The following is a 17,930-nucleotide window of genomic DNA, read 5'->3' on the forward strand; positions in this document are numbered from 1 at the left end:
CACCGATGATGGAGGTTGTACCACGTACTCGCACACTATTGAGCATAGCCATGCGATCAAGACCGTTGGATGTCACGTTGACACCAGCAGCCTGACCACTCAACACGTCGAGGGCGTTGTTGGCCGCACCCTTGTTGGAATGATTTCCAACTATCTTTATAATATTACTTCCATTGTCAATGGAATCTTTCCGTTCTACAGGAACTTGCTTTTGTGCATGAGCCAAAGAACTGCAAAAGAGCGCAATGAGAAGTAATGTAAAGTCTTTTTTGCTCTTTGCCATTTTCTATTTCTATTACTTTGGTTATGGATGATTTCTGATAAGCAAAGATAATGTGCAATTCATTAAAAAACGTATATAAACTCCAATATTTATGTATTATTAACGATAAAAATCGAAATACGTCGAGTAAATCTCTATCACAACTGCACCTGTCCGAGAATATAACGATTCACGGAGTTTTTAGGATGTAAAATATTTGTGATTTTTCATTATTACATCACAGGTTAGTAACCATTTTTATGTATTTGTATCTTATTGTTAGCGTATTAAAAAACAATGGTAAAAGTCATGCAAATTTTCAAATGTAGTCAATGTGGCTACTAATATTTTTGGCGTTCTCTCATAAATATTATAATTTTGCATTTTTATATGTAAGACAATGAAACAAAATATTATAGACCGTATCAATCATTTGGCTAACGAAAAGGAACCTTTCCTTTTTGTTGTCAACTATGCAGGTTCGGAAGCATACATACGGAAGCTGTCGGAAATAGCTACCGACGAATGCCTTTATGACTTTGAGGGTATAACCAATGTAAAACGGCAGTCACTCTTTTCTGTTGCCAAACATCCGACGTGGAAAGTGTTTGAGCCAAATTTTGAAAATTACACGAAAAGCTTCGAAACCGTCAAAAGCAACATACTGCGTGGAAACAGCTATCTCGCCAACCTTACATGTAAGGTGACTGTGGACTGCAACCTTACGTTTGAGGACATCTTCCTACGGGCTAAAGGCAAGTACAAGATTCTGCTAAAAGACAGAAATAGCAATAGGCTGTTCGTGTGCTTCTCGCCGGAAACATTCGTGAGGATAAAGAACGGAATGATATATTCTTATCCGATGAAGGGCACGATTGACGCGTCCTTACCCGAAGCAGAACAAGTGTTGATGGGCGATAAAAAAGAAGCTGCCGAACATGCTACCATTGTGGATCTGATTCGCAATGACCTTAGCCGTGTGGCGGAGCATGTAAGGGTGGATAAATACCGTTATATTGATGTGCTCCATACCAATAAGGGGAATATTCTCCAGACCAGTTCCGAAATAAGCGGTAAGTTACCAACCGACTATCAAAAGCACATCGGAAACATATTGGATGCAATGTTGCCCGCAGGTTCCATAACAGGTGCGCCAAAGGACAGGACTATGGAAATAATCCATGAAGCGGAAGGCTATGACCGTGGATTCTATACAGGAATCATGGGTATATATAATAATGGTGAACTCAATTCGGCTGTAATGATACGCTTTCTTGAAAATGACGGTCTGGGAACGTATTTCAAGGCAGGAGGAGGCATTACTTCGAAGAGTGATTGCAGAAAAGAATACGAGGAAGTGTTACAAAAAGTGTATCTTCCTTTTGAATAGAACAGATTTTAATATGGCACAGCAATTCGTAGAGACAATAAAGATTAAGGATGGAAAGGCACAAGCCCTTACATATCATCAGGAAAGAATGGAGAAAACCATCTGTAAGTTCTTTCCTTCATTATGCAATGCGTCTATGCCCTCATTGGAAAAACTGATAAATCCAACGGAAAGCATGGATTTTTACAAGGCGAGAGTGGTGTATGGCGAACAAGGCGTTGAAGCAGTAGAATATGCTCCGTATTTTATTCGAAACATAAACTCCCTTCAAGTGGTCGAAGACGACACGATAACGTATGGCTACAAAAGTACCGACCGCAGTCGCCTCAATGCCTTGGTCGCACAGAAAGGAAACTGTGACGAAATCATCATCGTCAAACATGGACTTTTAACGGATACCTCATTCACGAACCTTGCCATATTTGACGGCAAACATTGGGTGACTCCCAAATATCCCTTATTGCCAGGCACAAAAAGAGCCGCACTATTGGACAAGGGAATGATACAAAAAGCAGATATTACATTGGAAGATTTGCGAAATGCCAACAAGGTAAGTCTTTTTAATGCGATGATTGAGTTTGGGGAAAGAGAAATAGCAATGAAGAATGTCCACTTTTGAACATTCTCTATTACTTCTGATATACAAGATATTTTATGATTGTAGCGAACATGGCTACTAAAATATTTGGTGTTATCAAATAAATACTATATCTTTGCAACCGCAAGAGTTGTTTGAACCATTATGCAAAGTAAAGCAGGCAGAAGTAGTCTGACTTTCGCTAAATCGTTACCATAAATAAACCAGTCGAAACAACTATGCTGATTATTAGACTGATACAACTTTTTTGATTATCCTCTGCAAATATAGTGCAAATGAGCGCAATGAAAGCTTGCTTTCTAATTGCCGAGTGCAGCTTATCTTCTGCAAAGATACAACTTTTATTCCGATTATCATAAAGCGATTATCATAAAATGATAATGAAATAAGAAATTTTATCATTTGATGATTATCATAAATTGATAATTATGATATGGAGACCCCTCTAATGTCAATAGAAAAAGGGTTACAATCCTCGGAAAGATGGATTGCAACCCTTTATACCTTATTAAGAGTTATGGTAACTTTATCATATACTCTTTTGGAGAGGCTTATTACAGCTGAGCCAACTCTACAACCTTATCTACTGCAGCACTCAAGCCGTCCTTGTTCTTACCGCCAGCTTGAGCATAGTGAGGCTGACCGCCACCGCCGCCCTGAATCAGCTTGGCAGCTTCTCGAATCATCTTACCAGCGTTCAAACCGTGATCCTTTACCATATCATCGCTGAACATTACGCTGAGCATAGGCTTGTCGTTATAAACAGAACCTACCACGCAGATCATGTTCTCTGGCAATGCCTCGCGAACCTTGAATACCAAGTCCTTGGCAGCTGCTGGCTCCATAGGCAATACGGCTGTAACAACCTTCACACCATTGATTTCTTTTGCATTCTCTACAAGCTTATCTTTGGCACGCTCTACAGCCTGAGCCTGGAATTTCTCAACATCCTTCTTCAAGGCATCGTGCTCGTCGATGTACTTTCTGATGACACCTTCGAGATCCTTGGCATTGTTGAACAAGCCCTTCAAGGCTACGATGGTATCCTGTAAGCCGTAGATAGCCTCCTCGCAAGCCTTGCCTGTCAAAGCCTCGATACGGCGGATGCCGGCTGCTACGCTGCTCTCAGAGATAATCTTGAAGAAACCAATCTTACCTGTGCTCTTGGCATGAATACCACCACAGAACTCAGCAGATGGACCGAAGCGAACCACACGAACCTTGTCGCCATACTTCTCGCCGAAGAGGGCGATAGCGCCAAGCTCCTTAGCCTCCTCGATAGGAGTATCGCGGTGCTCATCCAATGGATAGTCGGCACGGATCATCTCGTTTACCATGTGCTCTACCTTGCGGAGCTCCTCATCAGTTACCTTCTGGAAGTGAGAGAAGTCGAAACGCAAGGTGTCCTTATCTACATAAGAACCCTTCTGCTCTACGTGCTCGCCCAAAACCTGCTTCAGGCAGTAGTCGAGCAAGTGGGTAGCTGTATGGTTGGCTGCACTTCCCTCGCGGTTCTCGATATCTACGCAAGCCATGAAATCAGCGTTTACATCCTTTGGCAACTCCTTTACGATGTGGATACTCTGGTTGTTCTCGCGCTTGGTGTCGATAACCTGGATGGTCTCATTCTCGCTAACGAGTACACCCTTGTCGCCAACCTGTCCACCCATCTCACCATAGAATGGAGTGTTGTCGAGTACCAACTCATAGAAAGAGTTCTTCTTCTGAGTCACCTTGCGGTAGCGCAGGATGTGGCACTCATATTCTGTATAGTCGTAACCTACGAAGTTCTGGTCACCTTCCTTCAAAACCTCCCAGTCGCCATTCTCTACGGCAGCAGCATTGCGGGCACGTTCCTTCTGCTTCTTCATCTCCTCGTCGAAGCCTGCAGCATCTACGGTGTAACCATTCTCACGGCAGATGAGCTCTGTCAGGTCGAGAGGGAAACCGTATGTATCGAAGAGGCGGAATGCGCTTACGCCATCAAGCTGAGTCTCGCCATGAGCCTTGAGCTCGTCCATATCGCCATTGAGGAGGTTGATACCCTTCTCCAAGGTGCGGAGGAATGAATCCTCTTCCTCTTTCATCACGCGGGTGATGAGCTCCTGCTGAGCTGGCAACTCTGGGAAGGCTGCACCCATCTGCTCTACCAATACATTAACGAGCTTGTACATGAATGCCTGCTTCTGGCCGAGGAATGTGTAAGCGTAACGTACGGCACGGCGCAAGATGCGTCGGATTACGTAACCTGCCTTGGCGTTGCTTGGCAACTGACCATCGGCGATAGAGAAGGCTACGGCACGGAGGTGGTCGGCGCAGACACGCATAGCGATGTCAATCTTCTCCTGCTCATCCTTGCCCTCGCCATTCTCACCAGTAGGAGTAGTGAAGCCATACTTCTTGCCAGAGATAGCCTCAATTTCCTTGATGATTGGCTGGAAGATATCAGTATCATAGTTAGAGTGCTTGTCCTGCAACATGCGAACCAAGCGCTCGAAGCCCATACCTGTATCGATAACGTGCATTGGGAGAGGTTCGAGAGAACCATCAGCCTTGCGGTTGTACTGCATGAACACGATGTTCCAGATTTCGATGACCTGAGGGTTATCCTTGTTTACCAACTCACGGCCTGGCACCTGAGCCTTCTCCTCTGGAGTACGAGAATCCACGTGAATCTCTGAGCAAGGACCGCAAGGACCTGTTTCGCCCATCTCCCAGAAGTTGTCGTGCTTGTTACCGTTGATGATGTGGTCGGCTGGCACGTGCTTAGCCCAGTAACCTGCAGCCTCGTTGTCGCGTTCCAGACCTTCCTCCTTGCTACCCTCGAATACGGTAACGTAGAGATCGGCAGGGTTGAGTTTCAAAACTTCAGTAAGATACTCCCATGCCAAATCAATGGCACCCTCCTTAAAGTAGTCGCCGAAGCTCCAGTTACCGAGCATCTCGAACATGGTGTGGTGGTAAGTATCGTGACCTACCTCTTCGAGGTCGTTGTGCTTACCGCTTACACGGAGACATTTCTGAGTATCAACACGACGAACATCCTTGCCTGGGTCTTTTGTACCGAGGATGATGTCTTTCCACTGGTTCATACCAGCGTTTGTAAACATCAGCGTTGGGTCATCCTTAATAACCATAGGTGCTGATGGAACAATTTTGTGGCCCTTACCTTCGAAGAATTTCTTGAAGGATTCGCGCACTTCATTAGCTGTCATCATATCTTTTTTATATTTATCTTTAATTTCTTTTTCCTGTTTTGGAGAGGGGATTGAGTATCCTCTCAGAAAATATTTTTGCCCTTTAGGGCATTTTCTTCCGAAAATCTTTGCAAAGATAAGAAGAATTGTTTAATTTTGCAACTAAATTAATTATTTTTGAAATTAAAGACGGAAAAAATGGCAATAATTCCAGATAAAACAACGAAATTGTACTATTCTATCAAGGAAGTAGGTGAAATGTTTGGTCTAAACGACTCTACGTTGAGATATTGGGAAAAGGAGTTTCCTTTTCTCAAACCGAAGGTTGCTGGCAATAAAGTGCGTCAGTATACCGATAAGGATATTGAGCAGGTAAGGCTCATCTACAACCTTATCAAGGTGAAGGGATTGAAGATTGCGGCTGCCCGCAAGTATCTGAACCAAAACAGAACGGGTGCCGAGAAATCTTCTGAAGTTCTCGACACCCTTATTTCTGTAAGAGACCAGCTCAAAGAACTCAAAAAGCAGCTCGATGGACTGGTTTAGTAACTTTGGACTTTATGATTAGCTAGGGTTACCACGCTTCTTCGCCGAAGACATTCTTGATGGTAACTTTAGCAGCTTCTTTCTTGGTGAGCTGACGGCTCCAGGCTACGCGTGCCTTGGTTGCAGCACCTGCACCGTGGTTGTTATATTCGCTGTAGCGGGCTGTCTGTTCGTTGCTCTGCTTGCCCCAGTTGTGCCATCCTTCTGGACGGATGTGGCTGCCCATTTCGCAATTCATGAAGAGGGTAGCTGCATAAGGGCGCCATGGACGGCCCAGATAAACCTTGTCTACACCTGGCTCGGCGGTAAGCTTGCACTTGTTGAATACATAGCCATATTCCTGACCGGCAGGACTGGATGCAGCTGTGATGTAGCTGTTGGCCTTGCTGCGAATCTCACAATTCTCAAACCATGCTCTTCCCGGACCAAAGATGAAATCGGTGGTTCCTTCGATGTAGCAATCATAGAAGGCTGAACGGTTGTTGGCTATACCTGTATAAACGGTATCCTGATTGCCCAGCAGACGGCAGTTCTGAACCAGGATATGATCGCCTTCAAGATGCAGGGAGACTGCTTGTCCCAGTTTGGCTGCATTGTTCTCGATGGTGATGTTCTTCAGGGTGATGTAACTGCCCTGTACCTTCAGGGTATAAGTGCGGAATGTGCCCATCGGTTTACCCTTTACAGCTGCTTCTGAATCGAGTCCACCTACAGGCATCTTGATGTTGGCATGATCGTCCCATGTGATGATGGTGTTATCACGGTCTTCACCACAGATGGTGATGTTGGTGAGCCATGAAGGGAGGATGAGTTTCTCCTTGTATACGCCTTTCTTAACGTAGATTACCTTGCTGTAATCCATGAAAGCGCGACATACTTCGATGGCTTCGTCGATGGTGCGGAATTCGCCGGTACCATCACGAGATACTACAATCGTGTCGGGGTTGTCATACTTGTTGGCTGCTGCCAGAGGCAACAGGGTCAACATCATTAAAAATGATAAGAATAATTTTTTCATATTGTTTTTAAGCTTGTTGTTTTGAATCTGTTTTTATAAGATGTTGAAATCTGTATGATTTCATAGAGAATCGCCAGATTTTAAATCCGGCGATTCTCTATTATTTATCTTTTCTTTATTATCATAAACTCCTAAGTTACAGGATTCTCTGTACTTCCTGCAGATCATCAATATTTCGGAGTTGGTTCATAATGGTCTTAACTTCTTCGCGGTCGTGAACACGGAGTTCGATGGTTCCGTCGAAGATACCGTTATCACTACTGATTGTTATCTTGTGGATATTGATGCCTAACTGGTCACTAATCACCTTACTTACATCCAGCAGCATGCCCTTACGGTCGATACCCTTGATTTCGATGGTAGCATCGAAGAGTATCTGCTTGTGCATATCCCATTTGGCATCTACGATGCGGTTGCCGAAACTGGACTTCAGTTTGGCTGCTATGCTGCAAGAGCGCTTATGTATTTCAATGCGGTTCTTGTTGTCGATAAAGCCCATAACATCATCGCCAGGAATCGCATGGCAGCAGCTAGGGAAGATAAACTGGTTGATATTCTCCTCGGTCAGGATGAGTGGCTTCTTCTTGTTGAAGTCTTTGCCCACCACGAAAAGTTCCTGAGGTTTCACGATGCCTTTTTCTGGAGCCTTCTCCTTACTCTTGCCCAGGAATGGGATATAATTGCGCCAGCTGCTGGTCTGCTGTTTCTTAGGCTTGCCCTGCAACTCATTGAAGTCTTTATCGCCTAGGATAATCTGATGGTCTCCCAATGACTGGAAGAGGGTTTCAGGCTTCTGGATATTATGAAAATCGCATAGGCGGTCTACCACCGACGCACTCATCTCGATGCTGTTCTTCTTGAGCCATTCGGTGAGTATGTTTTCTCCCTTCTTCTGAACCTCTCGTGAATCGCGGCGCAAGATAGCCAGAATCTTGCTCTTTGCCTTGGCCGAACTGACGAAGTTTACCCATTCTTCCTGTACATGCTGGCTCTTGGAAGTAAGAATCTCAACCTGGTCGCCACTTTGCAGCTTATGGCTCAGCGGAACCAGCTTATGGTTTACCTTGGCTCCGATACAGTGGCTGCCCAGGAAGGTATGAATCTGGAAGGCGAAGTCGAGGGCAGTACAGCCTGCCGGCATCGTCTTGATTTCTCCCTTTGGTGTGAAGACGAAGATTTCTGAAGCATAGAGGTTCAGCTTGATGGCATCGAGGAAGTCCATGGCATCCGGCTGCGGATCGTCCAGAATCTCCTTGATGGTGCTGAGCCAGTCGTTCAGTTCGTTCTCATCTTCTGTATATTCACCTTCGTTTCCTTCTTTGTATTTCCAGTGGGCAGCAAATCCCTTTTCTGCCACCTCGTCCATACGGTCGGAACGGATCTGCACTTCTATCCATCTTCCCTGCTTACTCATCAGTGTAACGTGGAGTGCCTGATAACCGTTTGCTTTCGGATGGTTCAACCAGTCGCGCAGACGGTCTGGATGGCTCTTGTAGATTTTGCTGATAGCTACGTAGATATTGAAGCATTCGTTTACTTCGTTTGCTCTCACCTTTGGCGTAAAGATGATGCGTACAGCAAGAATGTCGTAAATCTCATCGAAGGTAACGTGCTTGTTCTGCATCTTGTTCCAAATAGAATAAGGGCTCTTCACACGTGCTTTGATTTTGTATTCTACACCTAACTTGTCGAGTTCTTCGCGGATAGGTGCAGTAAAACTCTCGAAGAGGGTATCTCGCTGCGATTCGGTATCGGCAAGTTTATGCTCTATGTTGGCATACTCCTGTGGATGGTCGTAGCGGAAGCTGAGGTCTTCGAGTTCGGTCTTGATTTTGTTCAAGCCCAATCGGTTGGCGAGAGGTGCATAAATATACAAGGTTTCGCCCGCAATCTTGTATTGTTTGTTGGCCGGTTGCGATTCCAGCGTGCGCATGTTGTGCAGGCGGTCGCAAATCTTGATAAGGATAACACGGATGTCATCGCTCATAGTGAGCAACAGTTTTTTGAAGTTTTCTGCCTGTGCTGATGCCTTATCGCCGAAGATTCCACCACTGATCTTGGTGAGTCCATCAACGATTTGTGCCACCTTGGCTCCAAAGATGTTTGAGATATCTTCTACTGTGTAGTCGGTATCTTCTACCACATCATGAAGCAGTGCGGCACAGATGCTCGTTGAGCCGAGCCCCATCTCCTCGCAGGCTATCTGAGCCACGGCGATAGGGTGCATGATATATGGTTCGCCCGAAAGACGGCGCACACCTTTGTGCGCCTGTCGGGCGAAGTTGAATGCCTTGGTCACTATATCTACCTTCTTGCGGTGTCGCGAACTCAGGTAGGTGTCAAGCAGGTGTTGAAAGGCATCGCCAATCAACTGGTTATCAGCCTGCTCTCTTTCTAGGTCTTTCAAGTTCTGGTCATCCATAGTGGGTCCCTCCAATAAATAATGTTCTTAATTAGACTGAAAAAACTACAGCGTACGTAGTTCTTTTATTTCACTTTGATTTTCTTTCCGGCACGGATACTGTTACCCTTGATGCCGTTCAGTTTGCGCAACTTTTTGACGGTTGTTCCGTGGCGTGCTGCTATTTCAGAAAGGGTATCACCATTCTTGATGGTTACACTCTTGTTGCCTTGTTTTCTGTTTCTGCCTCGCTTGCAGCTCTTCTTGCTGCGTGAAGAAGCGCTGTGGCGACTGTAGCTGCTTCGTGGGCGGCTATAGGTTGGCTGTGCATCATTGACATCTACGGTAGCGCGCTTCAGGAAGAGTTCATCGGCTCTGTAAGCACAGATGCTGTCCTGCTGGTCGATGAAACTACCGATGAGGGTAGATGGAAGACGCAATGCCATCGGATGGTTCAATCCGTTGATGATATCATGACGATACTGTGGATTCAGATTGCGCAGGTGCTCGATGTCGATGTTCAGCACTTTGGAAATCTGCTCCAGGTGGATATCTTTTGATACTACGATAGTGTCTGTCTTTACAGGCAGTTCGCTTACCATAGGGCAGATGTTATGATCGCAGTAGTAGTTCATGATGTAGTTGGCAGCGATGAAAGCTGGTACATATCCACGTGTTTCCTTTGGCAGATATGGATAGATGTTCCAGTAGTCGGCGTTGCCTTTTGCACGATGGATGGCCTTGTTGACATTGGTTGGTCCGCAGTTGTAAGCTGCAATCACGAGGCTCCAATCGTCGAATATTTTGTACAGGTCGCTCAGATAGTGGGCGGCTGCATAGGATGCTTTTACCGGGTCGCGGCGTTCATCGATGAGTGAGTTTACTTCCAGTCCATATCGCTTGCCGGTAGGCAGCATAAACTGCCATAAACCTGTGGCACCAACACGTGATACAGCTTTAGGGTTGAGTGCCGATTCGATAACTGGCAGATATTTCAATTCCAGTGGTAGGTTGTAAGCCTCTAATGCCTCTTCGAAGATAGGCATGTAGAAGTTACTTGCTCCCAACATAAAACTTACCGAACGGCGTAATTTACCGCTGTATCGGTCTATGAATTTCTGTACTACCTCATTGTATGGCATTTCGATGATGGTAGGCATTCTCTTCAGACGGTCGATATACACTTCCTTCTCGAAGACAGGGTTTACATCGCGGTATTTGCAGGTTGTATCTGCCATCATGTAAGTCTGTGCATTGTAAAGGTGGAGCAGGCTGTCGAGGTTATCTTCCAATCCCTCTGGTACTTCGATTTCCTCCTGCTTTCCGTCTTTGTCGGTAACGGTGATGATATCATCGCTATCTGTTTCTTCTGTAACGTCGGTTTGGGCATGAATGCCTTGTAAGCTGAACAGCATCGCTGCTGCCATGACTAGTATTTTCTTCATATTGATGTTTTATCTCGTCTATGTTTCTAATTTCTATTTTGCGTTATAATATATATAAATAGGTGTATTCTGACTCCTCACGCATTAAAATGTGAGTGAGCAACTTACGCCGAGGCTTCCAGACCGCAACGGATTGGCAGTCTTGTTGCCGTTATTCAGCATGGTAGGCTCTATTCGGAGCGAGAGATCATCGGAGATGTCAAATTCCGAGAGCGATGCATCTACGTAAGCATCAATCACTGAAAAGGCATAGATGCCTATCATGACGAAGGTTCCCAAGTCTCTCCAACGGCGATATTTATCTTTTCGCTTGCGGAAGATTTCCTTATAGCGTTCTATGTTCGATTCGTTGATCTGGGCACCCAAGTGCAGAAACTGATTGTAGCTCTGGGTGTTTGGGTCATCGTCCATAATATCCATGTAGGCTTGCGAATAGTCGTGATACATCTGGTTGTTCCAGGTGATGGCGTATGTACAGCCTACGAAACCGCCATAGATGAAAGGCAGTTTCCAATATTTGCGATTGTATATCTGTCCGGCACCAGGCAATACCAGTGCCAACCACATGGCACGCTTGGTATCAGGTCGCCAGGTAGCCCAGTTGCGCTTTTTGCGTACAGGCTTTACTGGTTGGTTGAGGCTTGCCAGTTTGCTGCTGTCTTGTGCGGTAAGCATCGAGTCGATGGCTATTTTTGCCGAGTCGGCTGATGCGATGGCTGGCACATCGGTCACTTGTTTTTTTTGTTTCGACTTCTGTGCCTGTGCGCCCATCGGTGTCAGGAGCAGCAGGGTTGCCAAACAGATTTGTGATATACTGAGTTTCACTTTTTATTCTTGCTTTAACTGATCGAAAACATTCATGATGTGCTCCAGCTCCTCTTCGTTGGCGAATGGAATGCTGATTTTTCCCTTGCCCTTAGCAGAGCAGGTGAACTGCACTTTGGTATTGAGAAACTGTGACAGGCGGTTTTTGAGTTGTGTAAATTCCTCAGGCATCTGAGCCTTAGCCGTGATGGTTTTCTTACCGCTCTCGATGTCTTCTCCGCTCTTGAGTCGCTGTACCATCTCTTCAACTTTTCTCACAGAGTAACCGTTTTTCTGTATCTCCTTGAACAACTTGATTTGCAGCGAAGGTGAGTCGAGGGCCAGTAGGGCACGGCAATGACCCATGTCGATTTCTTTCTTCTGTAGTGCCATCTGCACCTGGGCAGGAAGTTTGAGCAGTCGCAGATAGTTGGCGATAGCTGCACGGCTCTTGCCCACACGTTCTGAAATTTTCTCCTGTGTCATACCCTCGTTTTCCAGAAGGTGTTCGTAGGCGAGTGCTATTTCTATGGCGTTGAGGTCTTGGCGCTGGATATTCTCTACGAGCGCCATTTCCATTACGTTCTCATCGCTGATGGTGCGGATGTATGCAGGGATAGCTGTCAGCCCCGCAAGTTGTGAAGCGCGCCAGCGGCGTTCACCGGCGATAATCTGGAATCTGTTTTCTGAAACCTGTCTTAAGGTGATAGGCTGGATGATGCCTATGGCCTTGATGCTTTCGGCGAGCTCATGTAGGGCTTCGTCGTCAAACTCCCGGCGTGGCTGATTGGGATTCGCCTCAATCTGGTCGAGAGGAATTTCATTGATGGTACTGCTGCCCTGGGTGCGCACTCCCTCGGTAGAGATGAGGGCATCGAGTCCGCGTCCTAAAGCGTTGCTCTTTGTACCGTTGTTGTATTTCTTGTGTACTGCCATTTTTTTACTTTTAATTTTGAACATTGAACTTTCTGAAAGGGCTCAATTTCCAAATCTTAACTATTCTTGTTGATAATCTCCTTTGCCAAGGCCAGATGGTTCTTGGCTCCATTGCTTTCTGCATCGTAAAGGATAACTGGAAGACCATGGCTCGGACTCTCGCTCAGCTTCACGTTGCGCTGGATTACGGTCTTGAACACCAATTCCTGGAAGTGGCGTTTCACCTCGTCGTATATCTGGTTGGCAAGGCGTAGACGACTATCATACATGGTGAGCAGGAAACCTTCTATCTCGAGTTTCGGATTCAGCTTGCTCTTGATGATCTTGATGGTATTGAGCAATTTGCTGATACCTTCAAGAGCGAAATATTCACATTGAACTGGGATGATGACACTGTCGGCTGCTGTCAACGAATTGACGGTGATGAGGCCGAGCGAAGGCGAACAGTCTATCAGAATGTAGTCGTATTCGTCACGGATAGGCTGCAGCAATGTCTTAATCACCTTTTCGCGATTTTTGAGATTCAACATCTCTATCTCGGCACCTACCAGGTCGATATGACTAGGAATGATGTCGAGTCCATCAATGTCGGTGGTGTAGATAGCATCGCGCACGTCTGCATGGTCGATGATGCATTCGTAGAGCGAGCAGTCTACCTCGCTGATGTCCACGCCCAATCCACTGGAAGCGTTTGCCTGTGGGTCGGCGTCCACTACGAGTACCGTTTTCTCTAGCGTGGCAAGCGATGCTGCCAAGTTAATGGTGGTAGTAGTCTTTCCTACACCGCCTTTTTGGTTAGCTAATGCGATGATTTTTCCCATTTTCTTAGTAAATTTTCGGCAAAGATACAAAAATATTGTGAGAAAGTCGCTATCTTTAAAGGTTTTTTCGTACTTTTGCACCAAAAAGAAAGATATTTTTATGGAAAATAAGAAACCGTTAGTATTAATTTCGAATGATGATGGCTATCATGCCAATGGAATCAAGACCCTTGTGAACTTTCTGAAAGACTGGTGTGACCTGCTGGTTGTTGCACCGGAAAGTGCCCGTTCGGGATTCGCCTGTGCCTTCTCGGCTACTACTCCCTTGCGCCTGAAGCGTCGCCACAATATGGGGAATGATGTGGAGGTTTGGTCATGTAGCGGCACACCGGTTGACTGTGTGAAACTGGCGTTGGATCAGTTTCTTGCTGATCGCAAGCCCGATTTGATTATCGGCGGTATCAATCATGGTGACAATTCGAGTGTGAACAATCATTATTCGGGAACGATGGGTGTAGCTAAGGAGGGCTGTATGCAGCATATTCCAAGCATAGCCTTCAGCAGTTGCAATTATGATGAAAATGCTGATCTCACTCCTTTGCGCGATGGGGTACTGAAGGTTGTTAAGATGGTGCTGGAGAAGGGATTGCCGGAATATACCTGTCTGAATGTCAACTTCCCGGCTTTACCTCCGTTCAAGGGTTTCAAGGGTTGCCGGATGACTCATGGCTCCTGGATCAATGAGGTGGATCATCGCACTCATCCGCATGGATATGATTATTATTGGATGGTGGGTGAATACCGTAATGACGAACCGGAGGCAACGGATACTGACCAATGGGCTGTGAATCATGGTTACATCGCTATTACCCCAACTAAGATTGATGTAACGGATTATGATTGGTTAAAGAACTTTGAATTATAATTATGAAGTATTACCTGATAGTAGGCGAGGCTAGTGGAGATTTGCATGCCAGCAGATTGATGCGCTCGTTGAAAAAAATAGACGAGTTTGCTGAATTCCGTTTCTTCGGCGGTGATTTGATGGCTGCTGAAGGTGGCACTCGCGTCAAGCATTTTAAGGAGTTGGCTTATATGGGTTTTGTGCCTGTACTGCTACATTTGGGTACCATCTTTTCGAACATGAAGAGATGCAAGGAAGATATTGTGAAATGGAAACCGGATGTAGTGATACTGGTAGATTATCCGGGATTTAATCTCAAGATAGCTAAGTTCTTGAAAAAGAACACCAATATCCCTGCCTATTATTACATTTCTCCTAAGATATGGGCATGGAAGGAGTGGCGGATCCGCAGCATTAAACGTGATATCGCTGAACTCTTCTCAATCTTGCCATTCGAGGTACCGTTCTTCGAAAAGAAGCACCGTTATCCTATTCACTATGTAGGTAATCCTACGGCTCAGGAAGTAGGGGAGTTCAGGTCGGGATATCATCAGAGTTTTACGGAATTCTGTCAGGAGAATAATCTTGACACCTATCGTCCTGTTGTCGCTTTGCTGGCAGGAAGCCGTCTGCAGGAAATTAAAGACAATCTGCCGGCGATGATTGAGGTGGCTGAGCGTTTTGAAGATTATCAGATGGTGCTTGCCGGTGCTCCTTCGATAGACGATGCTTACTATGAGAAGTTTATCAAAGGTACACCTGTCAAACTGGTGCGTAACAAGACTTATCCGCTCTTGTCGCATGCTACGGCAGCTCTTGTTACCAGTGGTACTGCAACTTTAGAGACGGCTCTTTTCGATGTGCCTCAGGTGGTATGTTATGAAACGCCTGTACCTCATCTCATCCGTTTCGGTTTCAAGCATATCATCAAAGTGAAGTTTATCTCGCTGGTGAATCTTATCGTCAATAAGGAGATTGTGCCGGAGATGCTTGCTGACCGCTTTTCTGTTGATGGTATTGCCAACGAACTTTATCAGATTCTTTCGGGAGAACCTGGCAGGGATAAGATGTTGGCAGAATATCAGGAAGTTCGAACTCTGTTAGGCGATAAGGTTGCGCCGGATGAGGCTGCGGGTATCATGTTTGATCTTCTGGTTAAGCGTAGGGAAATGCTTCTCCGTATGGCTCGTGAGCGTGCTGAAGCTGAAGCCAAAGCTGCTGCTGAGGCTGCAGAGCGTGCGCGACAGAAGGCGATAGCTGAAGCCGAGGCTGCTAAGAAACGTGCCGAAGAGGAAGCTTTGGCGGCGCAGAAACGGGCAGAAGAAGAGGCTGAACTGGCAAGAATAAGAGCAGAAAAAGCCCGACTGGCGGCTGAGGCTAAGGCACGTGAGGCTCAGCAGCGTGCAGCCCAGGCACAGTATGAGGCGCAGGAAGCCCAGAAGGGTGAACGCTTTGAAGAAGAACAGGAAAAAGGTGAAATGTTTTGATAAAAAGCAATCTCTTTCAGTTCTGTGGCGGATATCAATCCGCTGCAGAACTGCTGACTAAGGCAGATTTGTAATCTGCTACCTATGTAGGATTATTGGCTATCCTAAAAAACAAACCCAAAAATATATATTTAATTTAAACCCTAAAAAAATGAAAAAACTAATGAGTCTCATTTGTGCCCTCTTTTGTATGGCACAAGTGTATGCAGCAAACCCTGTAAAGCAATGGGGACAGTTGCAGGTAAAAGGTGCGCAGATTTGCGACCAAAGTGGTAACCCTGTAGTGTTGAGAGGCGTGAGTCTGGGATGGCACAACATCTGGCCTCGGTTCTACAACAAAAAAGCGGTGAAATGGCTTGTGCAAGACTGGCATGCCAACATCATCAGAGCAGCCATGGGAATTCAGATAGACGACAACTATCTGGAAAATCCAGACTTTGCTCTGAAATGCATTACCCAGGTGATAGATGCTGCCATCAAGAATGATACCTACGTGATTATCGACTGGCATGCACACAAGATGCATACAGCCGAGGCTAAGGCCTTCTTCGGAAAGATGGCGCAGAAGTATGGTAAATATCCTCATGTGCTTTACGAACTCTACAACGAACCTGTAGAGGATAAGTGGGAAGACTTGAAGGTATACGCTAAAACCATCATCACGGAAATCAGAAAGTATGATCCGGATAATATCATCCTAATGGGCTGTCCGCATTGGGACCAGGATATTGATATCGTGGCAAAGAGTCCTATCGAGGGTGTAGCGAATGTGATGTATACCCTTCATTTCTATGCAGCCACCCATAAAGATTGTCTGCGTGATAAACTGGAGGCTGCCGTGAAGAGCGGTTTGCCGGTCTTTGTATCAGAATGTGCTGGTATGGAGGCTTCGGGTAATGGGCCGCTGGCTCCTGATGAGTATCAGAAATGGCTTGATGTCATGGAGAAAAACAAGGTGAGTTGGGTAAACTGGTCGGTTTCGGATAAGGATGAAACCTGTTCCATGCTTTTGCCACGTGCCAAGGCTACCGGCAACTGGACAGATGATCTCATCAAACCATGGGGCAAAATGGTGAAGCAGGCACTGAAGAAATATAACAGATAACAGCATAGTTTATTGCAAGTACTTTCGTGGCCTATCGCAAGTACTTGCATAGCCCATCGCAGATACTTGCGAGAGCCACCGAAGCTACTTGCGTTTTTTTTATGGTGATATGAAAAAGAAAGGCAGGGGTTCTTTGCGGAATCCCTGCCTTTCTTTGTGCTTGGTCAAACTATAGGTTCGACCTTTATCTCATAAAAGATGTATTATCCAAACAACTGGATGGTGTAGAGATAGATTACTGCTGCCGGTATCGCCATGAGTGAAGAGTCGAAGCGGTCGAGCATGCCTCCATGTCCTGGCAGAATGTTGCCGCTATCCTTTACTCCGAGGGTACGTTTGAAGAGGCTCTCTACCAGATCGCCCCATGTTCCGAAGAATACCACAACCAGACCTAAACCTTCCCAACTGAGAATGCTGAGGCGGTGGGCTTCGCCATCGTTGGCGATATAGCCGATGATGCCTGCTGCTATCAGTACGAATATGCCTCCACCTATGCTGCCTTCCCAACTCTTGGCTGGGCTGATGCGAGGAAAGAGCTTATGCTTGCCGAAAAGCGAACCGCTGCAATAGGCACCGGTATCATTGGTCCAGAGGAAAATGAAAATGCTCAAAGGCAACAGCATGTCGTAATGTATCTGACCATCGAAAGCTGATGTCTCGAAACTCAATACGTTGATCATCGAGAAAGGCAAGGCGATGTACAACTGAGAGAGCATGGTGTAAGCCCAATCATTGATGGCATCCTTGTTGCCCGTATACAGTTCGCTGATGAAGAGATAGAGGATGGTGAGCAGATAAGGTACGAAAACCACGAAATTGCCCACGATGCCCATACGGAAACCAGCCACGGCAAGGAAGAAGTAAACACCCGCCACGGTGCTGATGAAACGGTTTACCGTAACATTCTCCTTCTGGTTAACTAATCCGCAATACTCCCAGATGCTCAATCCGGTAATGAGGGCGAACAGGATAACCATTGCCCTGGGATTGAGAAAGCAAGATACCATGCACACTACGAAAAATACGCCTGTGATGGATCTTATCACTAGATTCTTCTGTTTGTCAGTCATATCGGT

Annotated in this window: 13 protein-coding genes and 2 pseudogenes; 6 read left to right on the forward strand and 9 right to left on the reverse strand. The window is 45.9% G+C overall.

Annotated elements, in window-relative coordinates; all coding sequences use genetic code 11:
- A pseudogene (locus tag ACWJAO_RS06535) lies at window positions 1-283 on the reverse strand (SusC/RagA family TonB-linked outer membrane protein); the annotation flags it as partial.
- Window positions 284-662: 379 nt separating this feature from the next.
- On the opposite strand from ACWJAO_RS06535, the gene ACWJAO_RS06540 reads away from it, so the two are divergent.
- Window positions 663-1,652 (forward strand): aminodeoxychorismate synthase component I, encoded by a 990-nt coding sequence (locus tag ACWJAO_RS06540; RefSeq protein WP_449139675.1) that lies wholly within the window; start codon window positions 663-665, stop codon window positions 1,650-1,652.
- A 13-nt stretch (window positions 1,653-1,665) separates the two neighbouring features.
- Entirely contained in the window at window positions 1,666-2,271 is a 606-nt protein-coding gene (locus ACWJAO_RS06545) for an aminotransferase class IV family protein (RefSeq protein WP_449139676.1), read from the forward strand.
- Between the two features lie 533 nt (window positions 2,272-2,804).
- Here the strand turns inward: ACWJAO_RS06545 and alaS are convergent.
- Complete coding sequence (gene alaS, locus ACWJAO_RS06550; RefSeq protein WP_218459869.1) at window positions 2,805-5,468, reverse strand: alanine--tRNA ligase; 2,664 nt, start codon at window positions 5,466-5,468, stop codon at window positions 2,805-2,807.
- 177 nt (window positions 5,469-5,645) lie between these two features.
- Between alaS and ACWJAO_RS06555 the strand changes: the two genes are divergently transcribed.
- Window positions 5,646-5,993, forward strand: a complete 348-nt coding sequence (locus ACWJAO_RS06555; RefSeq protein WP_022121419.1) for a MerR family transcriptional regulator — start codon at window positions 5,646-5,648, stop codon at window positions 5,991-5,993.
- Window positions 5,994-6,021: 28 nt separating this feature from the next.
- On the opposite strand, the gene ACWJAO_RS06560 is transcribed toward ACWJAO_RS06555, so the two are convergent.
- The 6 genes from ACWJAO_RS06560 to ACWJAO_RS06585 form a co-directional block, all read right to left on the reverse strand.
- Complete coding sequence (locus tag ACWJAO_RS06560; protein WP_117691726.1) at window positions 6,022-7,011, reverse strand: pectinesterase family protein; 990 nt, start codon at window positions 7,009-7,011, stop codon at window positions 6,022-6,024.
- A gap of 136 nt (window positions 7,012-7,147) precedes the next feature.
- Window positions 7,148-9,433 carry a RelA/SpoT family protein gene (locus ACWJAO_RS06565; protein ID WP_287829956.1) on the reverse strand — a complete coding sequence of 762 codons (2,286 nt, stop codon included), beginning with the start codon at window positions 9,431-9,433 and terminating at the stop codon, window positions 7,148-7,150.
- 65 nt (window positions 9,434-9,498) lie between these two features.
- Window positions 9,499-10,857: a transglycosylase SLT domain-containing protein gene (locus ACWJAO_RS06570; protein WP_449139677.1), complete on the reverse strand. Its 1,359-nt coding sequence runs from the start codon at window positions 10,855-10,857 to the stop codon at window positions 9,499-9,501.
- A gap of 84 nt (window positions 10,858-10,941) precedes the next feature.
- Window positions 10,942-11,628, reverse strand: a complete 687-nt coding sequence (locus ACWJAO_RS06575) for a DUF5683 domain-containing protein (protein WP_217314805.1) — start codon at window positions 11,626-11,628, stop codon at window positions 10,942-10,944.
- 57 nt (window positions 11,629-11,685) lie between these two features.
- On the reverse strand, window positions 11,686-12,597 hold the full coding sequence (locus tag ACWJAO_RS06580; protein ID WP_022121424.1) for a ParB/RepB/Spo0J family partition protein: 912 nt from the start codon (window positions 12,595-12,597) through the stop codon (window positions 11,686-11,688).
- 56 nt (window positions 12,598-12,653) lie between these two features.
- Window positions 12,654-13,418 carry a ParA family protein gene (locus ACWJAO_RS06585; protein WP_117586026.1) on the reverse strand — a complete coding sequence of 255 codons (765 nt, stop codon included), beginning with the start codon at window positions 13,416-13,418 and terminating at the stop codon, window positions 12,654-12,656.
- Between the two features lie 100 nt (window positions 13,419-13,518).
- Here ACWJAO_RS06585 and surE point away from each other — a divergent pair, with 100 nt between their 5' ends.
- From surE to ACWJAO_RS06600, 3 genes and pseudogenes are all read left to right on the forward strand, one after another.
- Window positions 13,519-14,283, forward strand: coding sequence for a 5'/3'-nucleotidase SurE (surE, locus tag ACWJAO_RS06590; RefSeq protein WP_153114148.1), 765 nt, complete (start codon window positions 13,519-13,521; stop codon window positions 14,281-14,283).
- A 2-nt stretch (window positions 14,284-14,285) separates the two neighbouring features.
- Window positions 14,286-15,428 (forward strand): annotated as a pseudogene (gene lpxB / locus ACWJAO_RS06595) (lipid-A-disaccharide synthase); the annotation flags it as partial.
- 472 nt (window positions 15,429-15,900) lie between these two features.
- A complete protein-coding gene (locus ACWJAO_RS06600) occupies window positions 15,901-16,854 on the forward strand; it encodes a glycoside hydrolase family 5 protein (protein ID WP_449139678.1) in 954 nt (317 codons plus the stop codon).
- Window positions 16,855-17,057: 203 nt separating this feature from the next.
- Here ACWJAO_RS06600 and ACWJAO_RS06605 read toward each other — a convergent pair whose 3' ends face one another.
- Entirely contained in the window at window positions 17,058-17,924 is an 867-nt protein-coding gene (locus ACWJAO_RS06605) for a phosphatidate cytidylyltransferase (RefSeq protein WP_449139679.1), read from the reverse strand.
- Window positions 17,925-17,930: the final 6 nt, after the last annotated feature.

Source organism: Segatella sp., assembly GCF_977051555.1.

Bases quoted from the DNA above. Each gene is read 5' to 3' on its own strand.
- ACWJAO_RS06540 (WP_449139675.1), top strand. From the start codon at position 663: ATGAAACAAAATATTATAGACCGTATCAATCATTTGGCTAACGAAAAG.
- ACWJAO_RS06545 (WP_449139676.1), top strand. From the start codon at position 1,666: ATGGCACAGCAATTCGTAGAGACAATAAAGATTAAGGATGGAAAGGCA.
- alaS (WP_218459869.1), bottom strand. From the start codon at position 5,468: ATGATGACAGCTAATGAAGTGCGCGAATCCTTCAAGAAATTCTTCGAA.
- ACWJAO_RS06555 (WP_022121419.1), top strand. From the start codon at position 5,646: ATGGCAATAATTCCAGATAAAACAACGAAATTGTACTATTCTATCAAG.
- ACWJAO_RS06560 (WP_117691726.1), bottom strand. From the start codon at position 7,011: ATGAAAAAATTATTCTTATCATTTTTAATGATGTTGACCCTGTTGCCT.
- ACWJAO_RS06565 (WP_287829956.1), bottom strand. From the start codon at position 9,433: ATGGATGACCAGAACTTGAAAGACCTAGAAAGAGAGCAGGCTGATAAC.
- ACWJAO_RS06570 (WP_449139677.1), bottom strand. From the start codon at position 10,857: ATGAAGAAAATACTAGTCATGGCAGCAGCGATGCTGTTCAGCTTACAA.
- ACWJAO_RS06575 (WP_217314805.1), bottom strand. From the start codon at position 11,628: ATGGGCGCACAGGCACAGAAGTCGAAACAAAAAAAACAAGTGACCGAT.
- ACWJAO_RS06580 (WP_022121424.1), bottom strand. From the start codon at position 12,597: ATGGCAGTACACAAGAAATACAACAACGGTACAAAGAGCAACGCTTTA.
- ACWJAO_RS06585 (WP_117586026.1), bottom strand. From the start codon at position 13,418: ATGGGAAAAATCATCGCATTAGCTAACCAAAAAGGCGGTGTAGGAAAG.
- surE (WP_153114148.1), top strand. From the start codon at position 13,519: ATGGAAAATAAGAAACCGTTAGTATTAATTTCGAATGATGATGGCTAT.
- ACWJAO_RS06600 (WP_449139678.1), top strand. From the start codon at position 15,901: ATGAAAAAACTAATGAGTCTCATTTGTGCCCTCTTTTGTATGGCACAA.
- ACWJAO_RS06605 (WP_449139679.1), bottom strand. From the start codon at position 17,924: ATGACTGACAAACAGAAGAATCTAGTGATAAGATCCATCACAGGCGTA.